Origin of the sequence: Streptomyces sp. NPDC059003 (genome assembly GCF_042740445.1) — a bacterium.
Taxonomy (GTDB): Bacteria; Actinomycetota; Actinomycetes; order Streptomycetales; family Streptomycetaceae; genus Streptomyces.
The window spans coordinates 1-15,239 of record NZ_JBHYJH010000197.1; the positions used below are offsets into that span (position 1 = coordinate 1).

General features: G+C 74.5%; 14 protein-coding genes. 9 read left to right on the top strand and 5 right to left on the bottom strand.

The window, feature by feature from the left end:
- Window positions 1-156 precede the first annotated feature (156 nt).
- Window positions 157-1,578 carry an amidase gene (locus tag ACFWZ5_RS39320; protein WP_384805690.1) on the top strand — a complete coding sequence of 474 codons (1,422 nt, stop codon included), beginning with the start codon at window positions 157-159 and terminating at the stop codon, window positions 1,576-1,578.
- Window positions 1,579-1,647: 69 nt separating this feature from the next.
- Window positions 1,648-1,968 carry a hypothetical protein gene (locus tag ACFWZ5_RS39325; RefSeq protein WP_384805692.1) on the top strand — a complete coding sequence of 107 codons (321 nt, stop codon included), beginning with the start codon at window positions 1,648-1,650 and terminating at the stop codon, window positions 1,966-1,968.
- 22 nt (window positions 1,969-1,990) lie between these two features.
- On the opposite strand, the gene ACFWZ5_RS39330 is transcribed toward ACFWZ5_RS39325, so the two are convergent.
- Both ACFWZ5_RS39330 and ACFWZ5_RS39335 read right to left on the bottom strand, forming a co-directional pair.
- Window positions 1,991-3,064 carry a glycosyl hydrolase family 18 protein gene (locus ACFWZ5_RS39330; RefSeq protein ID WP_384805694.1) on the bottom strand — a complete coding sequence of 358 codons (1,074 nt, stop codon included), beginning with the start codon at window positions 3,062-3,064 and terminating at the stop codon, window positions 1,991-1,993.
- A gap of 169 nt (window positions 3,065-3,233) precedes the next feature.
- Entirely contained in the window at window positions 3,234-4,097 is an 864-nt protein-coding gene (locus ACFWZ5_RS39335; RefSeq protein WP_384805696.1) for a TIGR02452 family protein, read from the bottom strand.
- Window positions 4,098-4,340: 243 nt separating this feature from the next.
- Between ACFWZ5_RS39335 and egtA the strand changes: the two genes are divergently transcribed.
- Genes egtA through egtD form a run of 4 tightly spaced genes read left to right on the top strand, consistent with a single transcriptional unit; the run spans window position 4,341 to window position 8,744 of the window.
- Window positions 4,341-5,669, top strand: coding sequence for an ergothioneine biosynthesis glutamate--cysteine ligase EgtA (gene egtA / locus ACFWZ5_RS39340; RefSeq protein WP_384805698.1), 1,329 nt, complete (start codon window positions 4,341-4,343; stop codon window positions 5,667-5,669).
- Window positions 5,666-7,030, top strand: coding sequence for an ergothioneine biosynthesis protein EgtB (gene egtB, locus ACFWZ5_RS39345; protein ID WP_384892066.1), 1,365 nt, complete (start codon window positions 5,666-5,668; stop codon window positions 7,028-7,030). Before egtA ends, egtB begins: the two co-directional genes overlap by 4 nt.
- Complete coding sequence (gene egtC / locus ACFWZ5_RS39350; protein ID WP_384794443.1) at window positions 7,030-7,785, top strand: ergothioneine biosynthesis protein EgtC; 756 nt, start codon at window positions 7,030-7,032, stop codon at window positions 7,783-7,785. The genes egtB and egtC overlap by 1 nt, the downstream gene beginning before the upstream one ends.
- Complete coding sequence (egtD, locus tag ACFWZ5_RS39355) at window positions 7,782-8,744, top strand: L-histidine N(alpha)-methyltransferase (RefSeq protein ID WP_384794445.1); 963 nt, start codon at window positions 7,782-7,784, stop codon at window positions 8,742-8,744. The genes egtC and egtD overlap by 4 nt, the downstream gene beginning before the upstream one ends.
- Window positions 8,745-8,781: 37 nt before the next feature.
- On the opposite strand, the gene ACFWZ5_RS39360 is transcribed toward egtD, so the two are convergent.
- Entirely contained in the window at window positions 8,782-10,047 is a 1,266-nt protein-coding gene (locus ACFWZ5_RS39360; protein ID WP_384794447.1) for an extracellular solute-binding protein, read from the bottom strand.
- 178 nt (window positions 10,048-10,225) lie between these two features.
- Between ACFWZ5_RS39360 and ACFWZ5_RS39365 the strand changes: the two genes are divergently transcribed.
- The gene (locus ACFWZ5_RS39365; RefSeq protein ID WP_384794449.1) at window positions 10,226-10,441 is read left to right on the top strand and encodes a dodecin; all 216 of its coding nucleotides are present in this window, start codon (window positions 10,226-10,228) and stop codon (window positions 10,439-10,441) included.
- A gap of 49 nt (window positions 10,442-10,490) precedes the next feature.
- Here ACFWZ5_RS39365 and ACFWZ5_RS39370 read toward each other — a convergent pair whose 3' ends face one another.
- Both ACFWZ5_RS39370 and ACFWZ5_RS39375 read right to left on the bottom strand, forming a co-directional pair.
- Window positions 10,491-11,000 (bottom strand): HAD family acid phosphatase, encoded by a 510-nt coding sequence (locus ACFWZ5_RS39370; RefSeq protein ID WP_384794451.1) that lies wholly within the window; start codon window positions 10,998-11,000, stop codon window positions 10,491-10,493.
- A gap of 4 nt (window positions 11,001-11,004) precedes the next feature.
- Window positions 11,005-11,616: a hypothetical protein gene (locus tag ACFWZ5_RS39375; protein ID WP_384794453.1), complete on the bottom strand. Its 612-nt coding sequence runs from the start codon at window positions 11,614-11,616 to the stop codon at window positions 11,005-11,007.
- 94 nt (window positions 11,617-11,710) lie between these two features.
- On the opposite strand from ACFWZ5_RS39375, the gene ACFWZ5_RS39380 reads away from it, so the two are divergent.
- Together ACFWZ5_RS39380 and ACFWZ5_RS39385 are read left to right on the top strand one after the other, a co-directional pair.
- Window positions 11,711-12,778, top strand: a complete 1,068-nt coding sequence (locus tag ACFWZ5_RS39380) for an LLM class flavin-dependent oxidoreductase (protein WP_384794455.1) — start codon at window positions 11,711-11,713, stop codon at window positions 12,776-12,778.
- 41 nt (window positions 12,779-12,819) lie between these two features.
- Window positions 12,820-15,171, top strand: coding sequence for an ATP-binding cassette domain-containing protein (locus ACFWZ5_RS39385; RefSeq protein WP_384794457.1), 2,352 nt, complete (start codon window positions 12,820-12,822; stop codon window positions 15,169-15,171).
- Window positions 15,172-15,239: the final 68 nt, after the last annotated feature.

The window sequence follows — 15,239 nt, forward strand, 5'->3', positions numbered from 1 at the left end:
CCGCCCTTTCCTGGGGCTCCGCCCCAGACCCCGCTCCTCAAACGCCGGAGGGGCTAAATCTTGCCGCCAGATCCAGCCCGTCCGGCGTTTGAGGACGAGGCGCGGAGCGGGACTGGGGCGCCCCCGCGAGGCCCCGCCGGCGGCTACCGTTCCGTCATGACCTCCGACCGTTCCGAAGGCCTCGCGGAGGCCGCCCGCGCACTCGCCGAAGGCGAGGTGACCGCACGGGAGTTGACCGAGCGGACCCTCGCCCGGATCGAGGCGACCCAGCCCGCCCTGAACGCGTTCCGCGTGGTGCGCGCCGAGGCCGCCCTGGCCGAAGCGGACGCCGCCGACCGGAAGTTGGCGGCGGGCGCCCGCGCACCCCTGCTCGGCGTACCGCTCGCGGTGAAGGACGACACGGACGTCGCGGGCGAACCGACGGCGTTCGGCTGCCCGGGCACGTTCCCGCCGAAGGCCGAGGACGCGGAGGCGGTGCGCAGACTGCGGGCGGCGGGCGCGGTGATCGTCGGCAAGACGAACACGTGCGAGCTGGGACAGTGGCCGTTCACGGAGGGCCCGGCGTTCGGCGAGACCCGCAATCCGTGGAACCCGGGCCACACGCCCGGGGGTTCGTCGGGCGGCTCGGCCGCCGCGGTGGCCGCGGGCCTGGTCCCGGCGGCGCTCGGCTCGGACGGCGCCGGTTCGGTGCGCATCCCGGCCGCGTGGACCCACCTCGTCGGGATCAAGCCGCAGCGCGGGCGCATCTCGACGTGGCCCTGGCCGGAGGCCTTCAACGGCATCACCGTGAACGGCCCGCTCGGCCGCACCGTCGCCGACGCCGCGCTGCTCCTGGACGCGGCGAGCGGCAACCACGCGGACGATCTGCACCAGCCGTCCGCGATCCGCGCCGTCGAGGCCGTGACGCGCGAGCCGGGCCGGCTGCGCGTCGCCCTCTCCCTGCGGATGCCGTTCACGGCGACGCCCAAGAGCCTCGACCCGCTCGTGCGGAACAAGGTCGTGGACCTCGCCGACCGCCTCGCCGCGCTCGGGCACGACGTGACGGAGGCCGATCCGCGCTACGGCCAGATCGGCCTCGCCTTCGTGCCGCGCGCCACGGCGGGCGTCGCCACCTGGGTGCGGGAGGTGCCCGACCCCTCGCTCCTCGACCCGCGCACCAAGGAGGCGGCGCGCCTCGGACGGCTCCTCGGCGGGGCGCCGCTGCGGCTCTCGCGCCGCGCGGAGGCGACGCTGCACCGCCGCGTGGGCGCGGTCTTCGACACGTACGACGTGGTGCTCGCGCCGACGACGGCGACGCCGCCCCCGCGCGTGGGCGCCCTGGCCAAGCTCAGCGGCTGGCGCACGGACCAGGCGATGATCGCGGCCTGTCCGTACGCGTGGCCGTGGAACGTGCTCGGCTGGCCCGGCGTGAACGTGCCCGCGGGCCGGGTCGCGGGCGGTCTGCCCGTCGGCGCCCAACTGCTGGGCCCCGCGGGCAGCGAACCGCTGCTCCTCTCGCTCGCGGCGCAGCTGGAGGACGACCGCCGCTGGCACGAGCAGTGGCCGGAGCCGCTCGCCGACGCGCAGGCGGCTCCGTGACGCACCCCGGCGGCCGGGGCGGCGGAAATCCCGGTGCGGTGCGGCGCGGTGGCGTCTACCGTCTGCGGCGTGCAGGTCTACGAAATCCACATCCACGGATGCACCGGTACGGACGAGGCGCTCGCGCTCCAGGAGCCGGTCGCCCGGCTGCTGTGCCCCGTCGAGGACCACGAGGGGCCCTGCGAGGTGCCGTGGGGCTTCACCCTGGGCGAGGGCGGGGCCCTCGTCCTCGGCATCTTCGCCGGCGCGGCCAAGGCCGCCGAAGTGACCGACCGCGTACGGGCGTTCGTCGGCGCGGCACACCCGGCGGAGCTGCGCGACGCGACCAGCGACTCCTTCGACGAGCTCGCGGCCCAGTACGAGTTCGAGCACGGGCCGGACCGGGCCTGACCCCTGCGCGCGGCACCCCGGCTCAGCCCCGCGCAAGCACCTCCCACACCTCGGGGTCCTCGAACCCCAGCGCCCACAGCCCCGCGTTCCGCACCCCGTGCCTGCGCGCCACCGCCAGATGGGCCGCCGTGCCGCGCGCGTCCTGGTACCAGACCGTGCGCCGCACCCGCCCCTCCTCGTACGTGAAGTGGGGCGTGCCCGACCCGGGGTCGATGCGGTAGCGCGCGCCCACGCGGCGGCGCAGCGCCTCGGCCTCCCTCCACGTGACGTGCCGGGCACGCGCCGGGGAGCCGACGGCCCAGTCCCAGCCGTACGCGGGCAGCGCCAGCTCCAGCTTGTGGACGGGCACCTCGGCGGTGGCGCGGCGCAGGAGCTCGTCGTACCAGGCGGGCGAGGCCAGCGGTCCCGGCGGCCCCACGGCCCAGTGCAGGTCGTACGCCATCAGGCGCACCCGGTCGGCGGCGGCGCCCAGGCGCCGGTAGTCCCAGACCCGGCCGCTGCGCGTCGTCTTCGGGGAGACGGTGACGACGCAGCTCTTGCCCAGCGTGTGCAGGCGCCCGCACAGGTCGGTGACGAACGTGGCGTAGGCGGCGCGGACCTGGCGGTACGCGGTGTCGCCGGTCGGCGCGATGGTCTCGTAGTCCAGGTCGAGGCCGTCGTAGGCCTGGCCGCGCAGCAGGTCCACGAGGGCGTCGACGTGAGCGGCGCGGCGGCCCGGGTCGGTGAGGATCGCGGCGAGCCGGCCCGGCGGCAGCCGTTCCATGACGGTCGGCACGACCTTGATGCCCGCCCCGTGCAGGGCGTCGACGACGCGCCGCGCGCCCGCTCCCGGGTGCCCCTCCACACGGGTCGCCGACTTCGTCTCGTACCAGAACGGGCTCACGGTGTGCAGCTGCCGCGCGTGCCGCAGGGCGTCGCGCAGCGCGGCCTCCTGGTCCCAGTACGGGAGCCAGGCGGAGGTCGTGGGCGGGAGCGGGGCGGCGGCGTTCGGTACGGGTGGGGCCGACGGCGCCGGTGGGGAGGCCGGGGCGAGGCTCGCGGCTCCGAGCGCGAGGACGGCGAGGGCACGTGCGAGCTGCCTGCGGGAGAACGTCATGGCCCGAGCGTGCGGCGCACGGCCCACGCCTGCCCCACGGGGTGCGCCAGACGGCCGAGGCCGCCCGGCAGAGGCGCCCCGAAGGGGCGCGGGACTGTGTTGATATGCGGCTCCGCCGCGTGGGCGCGACCAGCCACGACGGCGCAGCACCCGAACGACGACACAGCGCTCAGCGCTCGGCCGCACCCCCGCGCGGGCCTGCGGGGTCGGCCCCCACCGCCCCCGCAAACGCCGCCTCGAAGGCCCCCCGTGTTGACGCTTCCCGCGTCCGGTCGAGCACGCCGAAGACGATGTGGCTGAAGTACCCCTGGAAGCGCCCGCGCAGCTCGGTGCGGAAGGCGGCGGCCACCTGGGCCGGGTCGTTCTGGAAGACGCCGCAGCCCCACGCGCCGAGGACGAGACGGCGGTAGCCGCAGGTCGCGGCGGTTTCGAGGACGCGTCCCGCGCGCCGGGCGAGGACGGTGGGGAGCGCGGCGGCGCGCTCGGGCGTGCGGCGCCGTACCACTCCGGCGTTCGGCGCGGGCGAGGTGAGGAATCCGGCCGCGTACGGCGCGTCGAGCAGCCGTCCGCGGTCGTCGCGGAAGACCGGGACGGCGGGCGTGTGGATGACGCGGTCGCTGTAGAGGGGGTCGCGGTCGGCCCGGTGGTGGTCGTAGAAGCCGGGGGCCGCGAGCAGGCAGGCGTCCAGCGCGGAGGCGCGGCAGAGCGCCTCCTCCTGCGCCTGTGCGCCGTTGAGGAAGCCGCCGCCCGGATTGCGGGCGGACGCGAAGTTCAGGACGGCCACCGGGTCGGGGGCGGCGGCGACCAGACGGCGCGCCGCCTCCAGGCTGGACTCGCCGGTGACCTCGACGACGGTCGGGCCCGGCTCGCGGGGCGGCACGGCGACGGGCCCGGGCCCGTAGACCCTGGTCCCGGCGCGCGCGGCGGCCACCGCGTCGGCGAGCGGCACCCACCGCCCGTCCGGCGCCGTGTAGCCGCCCGCGTCGACGGCCGCTACCGTCTCCCGCGCGATGCCGCGCAACCGCGCGCTCACCGCTCCCCCGCGGCACACCGCGCCGTTTCGGCCATGTCGGGCGCGCTGGGCGCCCCCGTCTCATACTGGAACAGTTCCCCCGTGTGGTGCATCGACCGATCGTGGGCCACGGCCCGTGTTCACCGCAACGGCATTTCCCGGCCACCGGGGGCAGTCTTGTGCGAAATAGCGCGAGGGTCTTGGGTGTTACGAGCGCTGCCCGGGCATGCGGCCCGGGCAGCCCGGAACAGGAGGATCCCCGACATGTCCGAGGGAGACTGTAGGAACCGTCACGCGCGCGCGGGCGACGCCGTGACCGAGGCCGAGGTGGAAGCCCTGGTGCACGGCATCTGCTTCAAGAACGGCCCGCCCACCACCACCGGTGTCGAGCTGGAATGGCTCGTCCACGACCGGCACTCCCCGCACCTTCCCGTGTCGTCCGCCCGCGTCGAGACCGCCCGCGCGGCCCTGCGGACCAAGTCGCTCCACTCGGCGGTCACCGTGGAACCCGGCGGTCAGCTGGAGCTCAGCTCGCTGCCCGCCGCGTCGCTCATGGAGTGCGTGTCCGCCGTATCGGCCGATCTGGCCGTCGTCCACGACACGCTCGAACCCCTCGATCTGACCCTCACCGGCCTCGGCTCCGACCCGTGGCGTGCCCCGACCCGCATCCTGCACGAGCCGCGGTACGACGCGATGGAGTGCTGGTTCGACCGGTCGGGCCGCGCGGGCCGCCGCATGATGTGCTCCACGGCGTCCGTGCAGGTCTGTCTGGACGCCGGATTCGAGGAGCCGGGGCCGCTCGGGTACGCGCGGCGCTGGCGGCTCGCGCATCTCCTTGGACCCGTCCTGGTCGCCGCGTTCGCCAACTCGCCCTTCCAGGAGGGGCGTCGCACGGGCTGGCGGTCCACGCGGCAGGCGGTGTGGGCGGGCATCGACCCCGGCAGATCGGGCGCGCCCGCGCTCGACGACGAACCGCGGGCGGCCTGGGCGCGGCACGCCCTGGACGCGCCGGTGATGTGCGTGCGCACCGCGGACGGCGACGGCACGCCGTGGTTCGTGCCGGAGGGCCTGAGCTTCCGGTCCTGGGTGCGCTCCGGTGCCCCGCGGCCGCCCACGCGCGCGGATCTCCACTACCACCTCACCACCCTGTTCCCGCCGGTCAGACCGCGCGGGCACCTGGAGCTGCGCATGATCGACGCGCAGCCGGGCGCGGACGGCTGGGTGGTGCCGCTGGCGGTGACCTGCGCCCTGTTCGACGACCCGGGGGCCGCCGAGACGGCGTACCGCACGGTCAAGCCGCTTGCCGAGCGGGCCGGGCCGACGCCCGCCCCGCACAGCCCGCTGTGGCTGGACGCGGCGCGCCACGGCCTCGCCGATCCGGAGCTGCACGAGGCCGCTGCGGTGTGCTTCGCCGCCGCGCTCGACGCGCTGCCGCGCCTCGGGGCCGCCCCCGAAGTCCTTGCCGCGGTCGCGGCGCACGCCGACCGGTACGTGGCACGGGGCCGCTGCCCCGCCGACGACCTGCTCGACAGGTTTCCTGACGCATCGCACGCAGACGGGGCGCTGGCCCCCGGGAAGGACGTTCTCCGATGACCGGCTCCCCGACCGGGCCCGCGCACGGCGCGACCGCCGACCCCGAGGTCCTGCGGGAGCGGGCGCTCGCCGCGCTGCTCGGCGCGCGCGAGCGCACCGCGCTGCTCACCTCCTGCGTCGACGACCCGGAACTGACCGCGCAGCACTCGCCTCTGATGTCCCCGCTGGTGTGGGACCTCGCCCACATCGGCAACCAGGAGGAGCAGTGGCTGCTGCGCGCGGTCGGCGGCCGTGACGCGCTGCGGCCCGAGATCGACTCGCTGTACGACGCGTTCGAGCATCCCCGCGCCGCGCGTCCCTCGCTGCCGCTGCTCGCGCCCGACGAGGCGCGCCGCTACGCCGCCGAGGTGCGCGGCCGCGCCCTCGATGTCCTGGAGAACGCGCCGTTCCACGGCTCGCTCCTGACGGACGCGGGCTTCGCCTTCGGGATGATCGCGCAGCACGAGCAGCAGCACGACGAGACGATGCTGATCACCCATCAGCTGCGGTCGGGCGCCCCGGCGCTCACCGCCCCGGACCCGGGGCCCGCCCCGGCGTTCGGCGGCCCGCCCGAAGTGCTCGTCCCCGGCGGCCCGTTCACGATGGGCACGTCCACCGAGCCGTGGGCGCTCGACAACGAACGGCCCGCGCACCAGCGGGTCGTGCCGCCGTTCTGCATCGACACCGCGCCGGTGACGAACGCCGCGTACCAGCGCTTCATCGACGACGGCGGGTACGAGGAGCCGCGCTGGTGGCAGGAGCGCGGCTGGGACATGGTGCGCAGGAACGGCCTGGGCGCGCCGCTGTTCTGGCGCCGCGAGGGCGGGCAGTGGCTGCGGCGGCACTTCGGCCGCATCGAGCCGGTGCCCGCCGACGAGCCGGTCCTGCACGTCAGCTGGTTCGAGGCGGACGCGTACGCGCGCTGGGCGGGCCGGCGTCTGCCCACGGAGGCCGAGTGGGAGAAGGCGGCCCGCCACCATCCGCGCGAGGACCGCTCCACCCGCTTCCCCTGGGGCGACGAGGACCCGACGCCCGAGCGGGCCAACCTCGGCCAGCGCCATCTGCGCCCGGCCCCCGCGGGCAGCTATCCCGAGGGCGCGTCGCCGCTCGGGATACGCCAGTTGATAGGGGACGTGTGGGAGTGGACGGCGAGCGACTTCCTGCCGTACCCGGGGTTCGTCGCGTTCCCGTACCGCGAGTACTCGGAGGTGTTCTTCGGCGGCGACTACAAGGTGCTGCGCGGCGGCGCGTTCTCCGTCGACGCGGTGGCGTGCCGCGGCACGTTCCGCAACTGGGACCACCCGGTGCGGCGGCAGATCTTCTCCGGCTTCCGCACGGCCCGTGACGCCACGGCCGCCGAGCTGACCGCGGAGCTCGTCTGATGTGCCGTCACCTCGCCTTCCTGGGCGAGCCCGAGGCGCTCGGGACGCTGCTCGTGGAGCCCGCGCACAGCCTCTTCAGGCAGTCGTGGGCGCCGCGGCGGCAGCGGTACGGGACGGTCAACGCCGACGGCTTCGGCGTGGGCTGGTACGCCGACGGCGACCCGGTGCCCGCGCGCTACCGGCGCGCGGGCCCCGTCTGGGGGGATCCGTCGTTCGCGGACCTGGCCCGGGTGGTGCGCTCCAGGGCGGTGCTCGCCGCCGTGCGGGACGCCACCGTGGCGGGCGCGGACGGGGAGGCCGCCGCGGCGCCGTTCGCCGCGGGTCCCTGGCTGTTCAGCCACAACGGCGCCGTGTCCGGCTGGCCGGGCTCGCTCGCGCCGCTCGCCGCCGCGCTGCCGCCCGTCGATCTGCTCGCCCTGGAGGCGCGCTGCGACTCGGCGCTCGTGTGGGCGCTCGTCCTCGACCGGCTCCGGCACGGCGCCGACGCGGCGCAGGCGCTCGCGGACACCGTCGTGGCCGTGGCCGGGGCCGCGCCCGCCTCGCGTCTCAACCTCCTGCTCACCGACGGCGAGACCATCGCCGCGACCGCCTGGGGCGACACCCTCTGGTACCGGTCCGAACCCGGCCGCCGCGTCGTCGTGGCCTCCGAGCCGTACGACGACGACCCGGACTGGCGCGAGGTGCCCGACCGCACGGTGCTCGCCGCCGACCCCACCGACATCCTGCTGACCCCGCTCAAGGAGCCACCCGCGTGAGCCCGTTCCTGCTGACCCGCACCCTGCCCGAGGACGCCACCGACGCCGCGCTGCGCGCCGACGTCCTGCACGGCCTCGGCCAGACCCCGAAGACCCTGCCGCCCAAGTGGTTCTACGACGCCCGCGGCAGCGTCCTGTTCGACGAGATCACCACCCTGCCCGAGTACTACCCGACGCGCGCCGAGCGGGAGATCCTCGTCGAGCGCTCCCCCGAGATCGCCGCGGCCACCGGCGCCCGCACCCTGATCGAGCTGGGCTCCGGCTCGTCCGACAAGACCCGGCACCTCATCGACGCCCTGACGGCTCTGGAGACCTACGTCCCGGTCGACGTCAGCGAGTCCGCGCTCACCGGCGCGGCGAACACGCTGCTCGCCGAGCGCCCCGCCCTCAGCGTGCACGCGCTCATCGCCGACTTCACCCGGGGTCTGGCGCTGCCCGGCACGGGTGGGCCGCGCCTGGTGGCGTTCCTCGGCGGCACGATCGGCAATCTGCTGCCCGCGGAGCGCGCCGTGTTCCTGGCGTCGGTCCGCGCGCTGCTCTCCCCCGGCGACACGCTGCTGCTCGGCACGGACCTGGTCAAGGACGAGTCGGTCCTGGTCTCCGCGTACGACGACGCGGCGGGCGTGACCGCCGCGTTCAACAAGAACGTGCTGCACGTCATCAACCGCGAGCTGGGCGCGGACTTCGAGCCCGACGCGTTCTCGCACGTCGCGGTCTGGGACCGGGCCCACGAGTGGATCGAGATGCGGCTGCGCTCGCGGGTGGCGCAGACCGTGAAGGTGCAGGCCCTGGACCTCGCGGTGGACTTCGAGCGGGGCGAGGAGCTGCGCACGGAGATCTCCGCGAAGTTCCGCGAGGAGGGGGTGCGGCGCGAGCTCGCGGCGGCGGACCTGACGCTCACGCACTGGTGGACCGACGCCAGGGGGCGCTTCGCGCTGTCGCTCAGCACGGCGTCCTGAGCCGCCGGGGCCCGCGCGGTCGGCGGGCCCCGTGCCGTCAGTGGCCGTCGAGCTCCTCGGTGATCCGGCCGGAGGCCTTCCTGGCCGCGGCGGCCGGGTCGGCGCCGGCCAGGACCTTGGACATGTACGCCTTGATCGGGTTGTCGGCCTCGACGGCGGCCCACTCGGGGGACTTGGGGGTCGCCCGTCCGCGGGCGGCCCCCGCCGCCATCGCGGCGACCCCGGCCTCACCGGACACGGCGGAGGCGAGCGTCGTCTTGTTGGGGACGTAGTCCATCGTCCGCGCGAGTTCCTTCTGCCACTTCTCCCCGGCGAGCGCCTTGACGACCTCGACGGCGCCCTTGCGCTCGTCGGTGTTCTTGCGGACCACGAGGTCCGAGCCGCCGGTGAAGACCGTACCGAGCTTGCGCGCGCTCTTGCCCGGGATCGGGAAGTAGCCGAGCTTCCCCTTCAGCTGCGGGTTGCGCTCCTCGATCGCGCGCGCCGTGCCCGGCACCGCGATGATCTGCGCCACGTCGCCCTTGGCGAACACCCCGGCCTGCGGCGGGTGTTCCTCGTCGGCGTCCCGCGGTCCGTCGCCGAGCGCCTGGAGCCGGCGGTAGAAATCCATGCCGCGCAGCGCCGCCGGGGTGTCCAGGGTGCCGCGCCAGGTGCCGCCCTTGTCCTTGGCGAGGTCGCCGCCCTCGTCCCAGATGAATCCGGCGAGCGTGTACCAGTCCTGTCCGGCGAGGTAGATACCCTGGTTCACCCCGGAGTCGAGGCGGGTCGTGGCGGAGAGCCACTCCTGCCGGGTCTTCGGCGGCTGCTTGATCCCGGCCTGCGCGAAGAGGTCCTTGTTGTAGATGACGACGCGGTTGGCGGCGTACCACGGGATGCCGTACTGCGCGCCGTTGTAGCGCCCGGGCTCCGCGAGGCCCGGCAGCCAGTCCTCCATGCCGAGGTCGCGCGCGGACTCCAGCGTGAGGTCCTCCAGGCTGCGCTGGTCGACGTACTGGGCGATCTGGGTGTTGCCCACCTCGATGACGTCGGGTCCGTCGCCCTGCTTGAGGGCCGTCTGCACCTTCTCGCCGATGCCGGTCCACTCCTGGATGCGGATGTCCAGGTCGAGGTCGCCGTGCTGCTGCTCGAAGTCGTCCGTGAACCGCTCGATGAACGCGTCCGACGCGCTGCCCTTCATCAGCCACACCGTGACGGTGCTCTTGTCGTCCCCGCCGCCGGGCAGCGCGCCGCAGCCGGGCAGCAGGGCGGTGGCGGCGAAGGTCAGGGCAAGGGAGAGGGAGATGCGTCTCTGGCGCGCGTTCACGTCGGTCGCTTTCTGCCTGCGGACAGGCGGTGGGAAGAGCCCGACGTGGGGAAGAGCACGCGCTCGAACGGGTATGCGGGATTTTGGTATGGACCAGGGCGCAGGTCAAGAGGCCGACAAGGATCCGCGGCACTACCGTGGAGGGCACCGCACTGCCGCGGAGAGGAGAAGCCCCCTCATGTCCGAGCACACCTACCGGGTCACGGAGATCGTCGGCACCTCGCACGAAGGCGTCGACCAGGCCATCCGCAACGGCATCACGCGCGCCTCGCGGACGCTGCGCGGCCTGGACTGGTTCGAGGTCACGCAGGTGCGCGGCCATATCGAGGACGGCGAGATCAAGCACTACCAGGTGGGCCTCAAGGTCGGCTTCCGCCTGGAGGACGCGGACTGAAACACGCCGTCCCTCGCGTACGTCCCTCAGGCGCACCCTTCACGTGCGCTCAGGTACGGCCCTCCCGCTCCTGCGCGTCCTTGAGCGCCGCCGACTCCCGGGCCCAGCGCGCCCGCACCACCGTGAACCCGGCCCGCTCGGCGTCCTCGCACACCAGCTCGTCGTCGTCCACGAGCACGCGGATCTCGCGGTCGCGCGCGAGTCGGCGCAGGATCTCCAGCTTGGTGCGGCGGGCGGGCCGCCGGTCGTGGTCGCGGCGCATCCAGATCCGCCCCGTGGGCAGCCCCTGCGCGGCCAGCCACGCCACGGTGTCGGCGCGGCAGCGCTCGGGCCGCCCGGTGAGGTAGACGACCTCGCACTCCTCGGCGCTCTCCCGGGCGAGCGCGACCCCGCGCGGCAACGGCGGATCGTCCGGCGCCGCCGCGAAGAACGCGTCCCAGTCGCGGGGCTTGCGCTCCAGGAACCGCTGCCGGTGCGCGGTGTCCGCGAGGGTGCCGTCGAGATCGAACACGGCGAGGGGCCGCCGACTCGGCCCACCTGGTCTGTTGTCATCGATCACGCCCTCAGCCTACGGAGCCGTCACCGCTCTCGCGCAGCCGCTCGAAGCGTTCGAGGACCAGGCGTCCGCGCGGGGAGAGCCGGTACCCGACGGGGAGGCTCACCGTCAGGCCGTGCTCCTTCAGCGTCCGGACGTCCGCCTTGAAGCGCGGGGTCTCCCGGCTGACGAGGGCGGCCAGTTCGCCGGCGCGCACGCCCGGGTGGTCCCGGATCAGCTCCAGTACGCCGCGGGTCCAGGGGCCGCGTCTGCTGCGGGCGTCGATGCGCCGGAGCGCCGTGACGATCTCGTCGAGCTCCACCGCCGACAGGACGGTGTCCTCGCGCAGCCGGGCCCGCGGGTCCTCGCCGACGAGCCGAACGCCGACCCGGTAGAGCCGCCGGTCGTCGCCGGGCCGCTGGTCGGCGAGGAGTCCGGCCCGGTCGGCGAAGCCCGCGCGGTGCGCGTCCCGCTCGGAGACCTCCGCCTCCGTCACGGCCGTCACTTCGCCGATCTCCAGGACTCCGGCCTCGGTCCGCAGCCGGGTGCCGGGCCGTACGCCGGGCCTGCGCCAGCTCCGGAAGGCAAGATCGACCTGCCCGGACGCGATCTTCGCCAGTACGTCTCGCCTGAACAGCAACGGTGCCTCCATGGGTGGAGCTGGGCTGGCTCTGGGAGGGTAACGCCACTCCGTTCCTGGGAATCCTGGGGATCCATGAGCGTTGAACACAGGTGTGAGCTCAGTGATCGCATCCACCAGGTTCTCCGTCCTCGACCGGTCCCGTACCCGCGAGGGGCACGACGGTGCGCAGGCGCTGCGTGACACCGTCGGTCTCGCGCGGGAGCTCGAGGCGCTCGGCTATCACCGCTTCTGGGTGTCGGAGCACCACGGGGTGCCCGGTGTCGCGGGCTCCGCGCCGACGGTGCTCGCGGCGGCGGTCGCCGGGGCCACGCGCACCATCCGGGTCGGCACGGGCGGCGTGATGCTGCCGAACCATCAGCCGCTGGTCGTGGCGGAGCAGTTCGGGGTGCTCGAAGCGCTGTTCCCCGGGCGGATCGACATGGGGCTCGGGCGTTCCGTCGGGTTCACGGACGGCGTGCGCAAGGCGCTCGGCCGGGACAAGCACGCAGCGGAGGACTTCGCGGCGCAGCTCACCGAGCTGACGGACTTCTTCCACGGCACGTCGCCGACGGGGGCGCACGCGCGCCCCACGGAAGGGATGACCGTGCCCGCGTACGTCCTGGCGACCGGCGAAGGCGCCACGATCGCCGCGGACGCGGGCCTTCCGCTGGTGATCGGCGACCTCAAGGGCCGCGAGAAGATGCTGCGCGCCATCGACCACTACCGGACGTCCTTCACGCCGTCCCCGTGGGCGGCGGAGCCGTATGTGATCGTCGCGGGCACCGTCGCCGTCGCGCACTCCGAGGAGGCGGCGCGCCGGCTCCTGGTCCCGGAGGCCTGGTCGATGGCGCACTCGCGCACGCACGGCACGTTCCCGCCGCTCCCGCCCGCCGAGCGCGTCGCGGAGCTCGCGGCGACGGGCGCCATGACCGACAAGGAGCGGCGCCTCTACGAGTCGGGGCTCCAGGGCCACATCCACGGCACGGAGGACCAGGTCGGCGACGCCCTGGAGGCGCTGATCAAGGACAGCGGCGCCCAGGAGGTCCTGGTGACCACCAGCACGTACGACCGCGAGGGCTTGCTGGACTCCTTCCGGCGCCTGGCCCGGGTGGCGGGCCTGGCACGGCCCCGGGTGGCGGGCCCTGAGCGGCCCCGGGTGGCGCGCACAGCCCAGGCCTAGAATCTTGGGGTTTACCCCCGACCCGCGCACGGAGCCCGCCCATGCACAGCCCTCACCTCCACGACCACGACCCTTTCGTACGGGTCAGGGGTGCCCGCGAGCACAATCTGCGCGGTGTGGACGTGGACATTCCGCGGGACGTCCTCGCGGTCTTCACCGGAGTCTCCGGCTCCGGAAAGTCCTCGCTCGCCTTCGGGACGATCTACGCCGAGGCGCAGCGGCGCTACTTCGAGTCGGTCGCCCCGTACGCGCGCCGCCTGATCCACCAGGTGGGCGCCCCGCGGGTCCAGGAGATCACGGGCCTGCCGCCCGCGGTCTCGCTCCAGCAGCGCCGCGCGGCCCCGACGTCGCGCTCGTCCGTGGGCACGGTCACCACCCTCTCCAACTCGCTGCGCATGCTGTTCTCCCGCGCGGGCGACTACCCGCCGGGCGCGGAGCGGCTCGACTCCGACGCCTTCTCGCCCAACACGGCGGCGGGCGCCTGCCCCGAGTGCCACGGTCTCGGCCGGGTCCACCGCACCACCGAGGACCTCCTCGTCCCCGACCCGCACCTGTCCATCCGCGAGGGCGCGATCGCGGCCTGGCCCGGCGCCTGGCAGGGCAAGAACCTCCGCGACGTCCTCGACACCCTCGGCCACGACGTGGACCGCCCGTGGCGCGAGCTGCCGCAGGAGGAGCGGGACTGGATCCTGTTCACGGACGAGCAGCCGGTGGTGACGGTGCACCCGGTGCGCGAGGCGGGCCGCATCCAACGCCCGTACCAGGGCACGTACATGAGCGCGCGGCGCTACGTCATGAAGACGTTCTCCGACTCCAAGAGCCCGACGCTGCGCGCCAAGGCCGAGCGCTTCCTCGCGAGCGAGCCGTGCCCGGCGTGCGGCGGCAGCAGGCTGCGCCCGGAGGCGATGGCCGTCACGTTCGCGGGCCGCACGATCGCGGACCTCTCCGCGCTCCCCCTCTCCGACCTTGCCGACATCCTCGGGAGCGCGGGCGGTTCGGAGACCGCCCGCGTCCTGACCGCCGACCTCCTGGCCCGGATCGCGACGATCACCGAGCTCGGCCTCGGCTATCTCTCCCCCGACCGCGCGACCCCGACCCTCTCCCCCGGCGAGCTCCAACGCCTGCGCCTGGCGACGCAGTTGCGCTCCGGCCTCTTCGGTGTCGTGTACGTCCTCGACGAGCCGTCGGCGGGTCTGCACCCGGCCGACACCGAGTCCCTTCTGACGGTCCTCGACCGCCTCAAGGCGGCGGGCAATTCGGTCTTCGTGGTCGAGCACCACCTGGACGTGATGCGGCACGCGGACTGGATCGTCGACGTGGGCCCGCGCGCGGGCGAGCACGGCGGGCAGGTCCTGCACAGCGGCCCGGTGGCCGATCTGGCGGGGGTGGCGCAGTCGTCGACGGCCCGGTTCCTCTTCGGCCGCGAGCGACCTGCCGTACGTGAAGTGCGCGCACCCCGGGGCTGGTTGAAGGTCGGCCCGGTGACGCGGCACAACCTCCGTGACGTGACGGTCGAGCTGCCGCTGGGCGCGTTCACGGCCGTGACGGGGGTCTCCGGCTCCGGCAAGTCGACGCTCGTCGGCGAGATCACGGAGGAGCTGGCGGGCGTCGGCCGCCTGGTGTGCGTGGACCAGAAGCCGATCGGGCGCACGCCGCGGTCCAACCTCGCCACGTACACCGGCCTCTTCGACGTCGTGCGGAAGGTCTTCGCGGCGACCGACGAGGCGCGGGCGCGCGGGTACGGCGTCGGCCGCTTCTCCTTCAACGTCGCGGGCGGGCGGTGCGAGACCTGCCAGGGCGAGGGGTTCGTGAGCGTGGAGCTGCTCTTCCTGCCCAGTACGTACGCGCCCTGCCCCGACTGTGCGGGCGCCCGCTACAACCCCGAGACCCTCCAGGTCACCCACGGCGGCCGGAACATCGCCGAGGTCCTCGACCTGACCGTCGAGGCCGCCGCCGACTTCTTCGCCGACACCCCCGCCGTGCTGCGCAGCCTGCGCACGCTCCTCGACGTCGGCCTCGGCTATCTCCGCCTCGGCCAGCCCGCCACGGAGCTGTCCGGCGGCGAGGCCCAGCGCATCAAGCTCGCCAGCGAGTTGCAGCGGGTGCGGCGCGGTCACACCCTGTACCTCCTGGACGAGCCCACCACCGGGCTTCACCCCGCCGATGTCGAGATCCTCGTGGGGCGGCTGCACGAGCTCGTCGACGGGGGGAATTCCGTGGTGGTCGTCGAGCACGACATGGCCGTGGTGGCCGGGGCGGACTGGGTGGTGGATCTTGGGCCTGGGGGTGGGGCGGACGGGGGCCGCGTGGTGGCCGCCGGGCCTCCGGAGGAGGTTGCGGGGGCGGAGGGGAGTCGGACGGGGGTGTATCTGGGGCGGGCACTGCGGGGGTAGGTGCCTCGCGGGTGGCGCCCCAGGCCCGCCCCTTCACCGAAACCAGGGGCTGCCGCCCCTGGCACCCC

What these genes read in the sequence shown, in the direction of transcription:
- ACFWZ5_RS39365 (WP_384794449.1), top strand. Translation starts at nt 10,226, where the DNA reads ATGTCCGAGCACACCTACCGGGTCACGGAGATCGTCGGCACCTCGCAC.
- egtC (WP_384794443.1), top strand. Translation starts at nt 7,030, where the DNA reads ATGTGCCGTCACCTCGCCTTCCTGGGCGAGCCCGAGGCGCTCGGGACG.
- ACFWZ5_RS39330 (WP_384805694.1), bottom strand. Translation starts at nt 3,064, where the DNA reads ATGACGTTCTCCCGCAGGCAGCTCGCACGTGCCCTCGCCGTCCTCGCG.
- ACFWZ5_RS39320 (WP_384805690.1), top strand. Translation starts at nt 157, where the DNA reads ATGACCTCCGACCGTTCCGAAGGCCTCGCGGAGGCCGCCCGCGCACTC.
- ACFWZ5_RS39385 (WP_384794457.1), top strand. Translation starts at nt 12,820, where the DNA reads ATGCACAGCCCTCACCTCCACGACCACGACCCTTTCGTACGGGTCAGG.
- egtA (WP_384805698.1), top strand. Translation starts at nt 4,341, where the DNA reads ATGTCCGAGGGAGACTGTAGGAACCGTCACGCGCGCGCGGGCGACGCC.
- egtB (WP_384892066.1), top strand. Translation starts at nt 5,666, where the DNA reads ATGACCGGCTCCCCGACCGGGCCCGCGCACGGCGCGACCGCCGACCCC.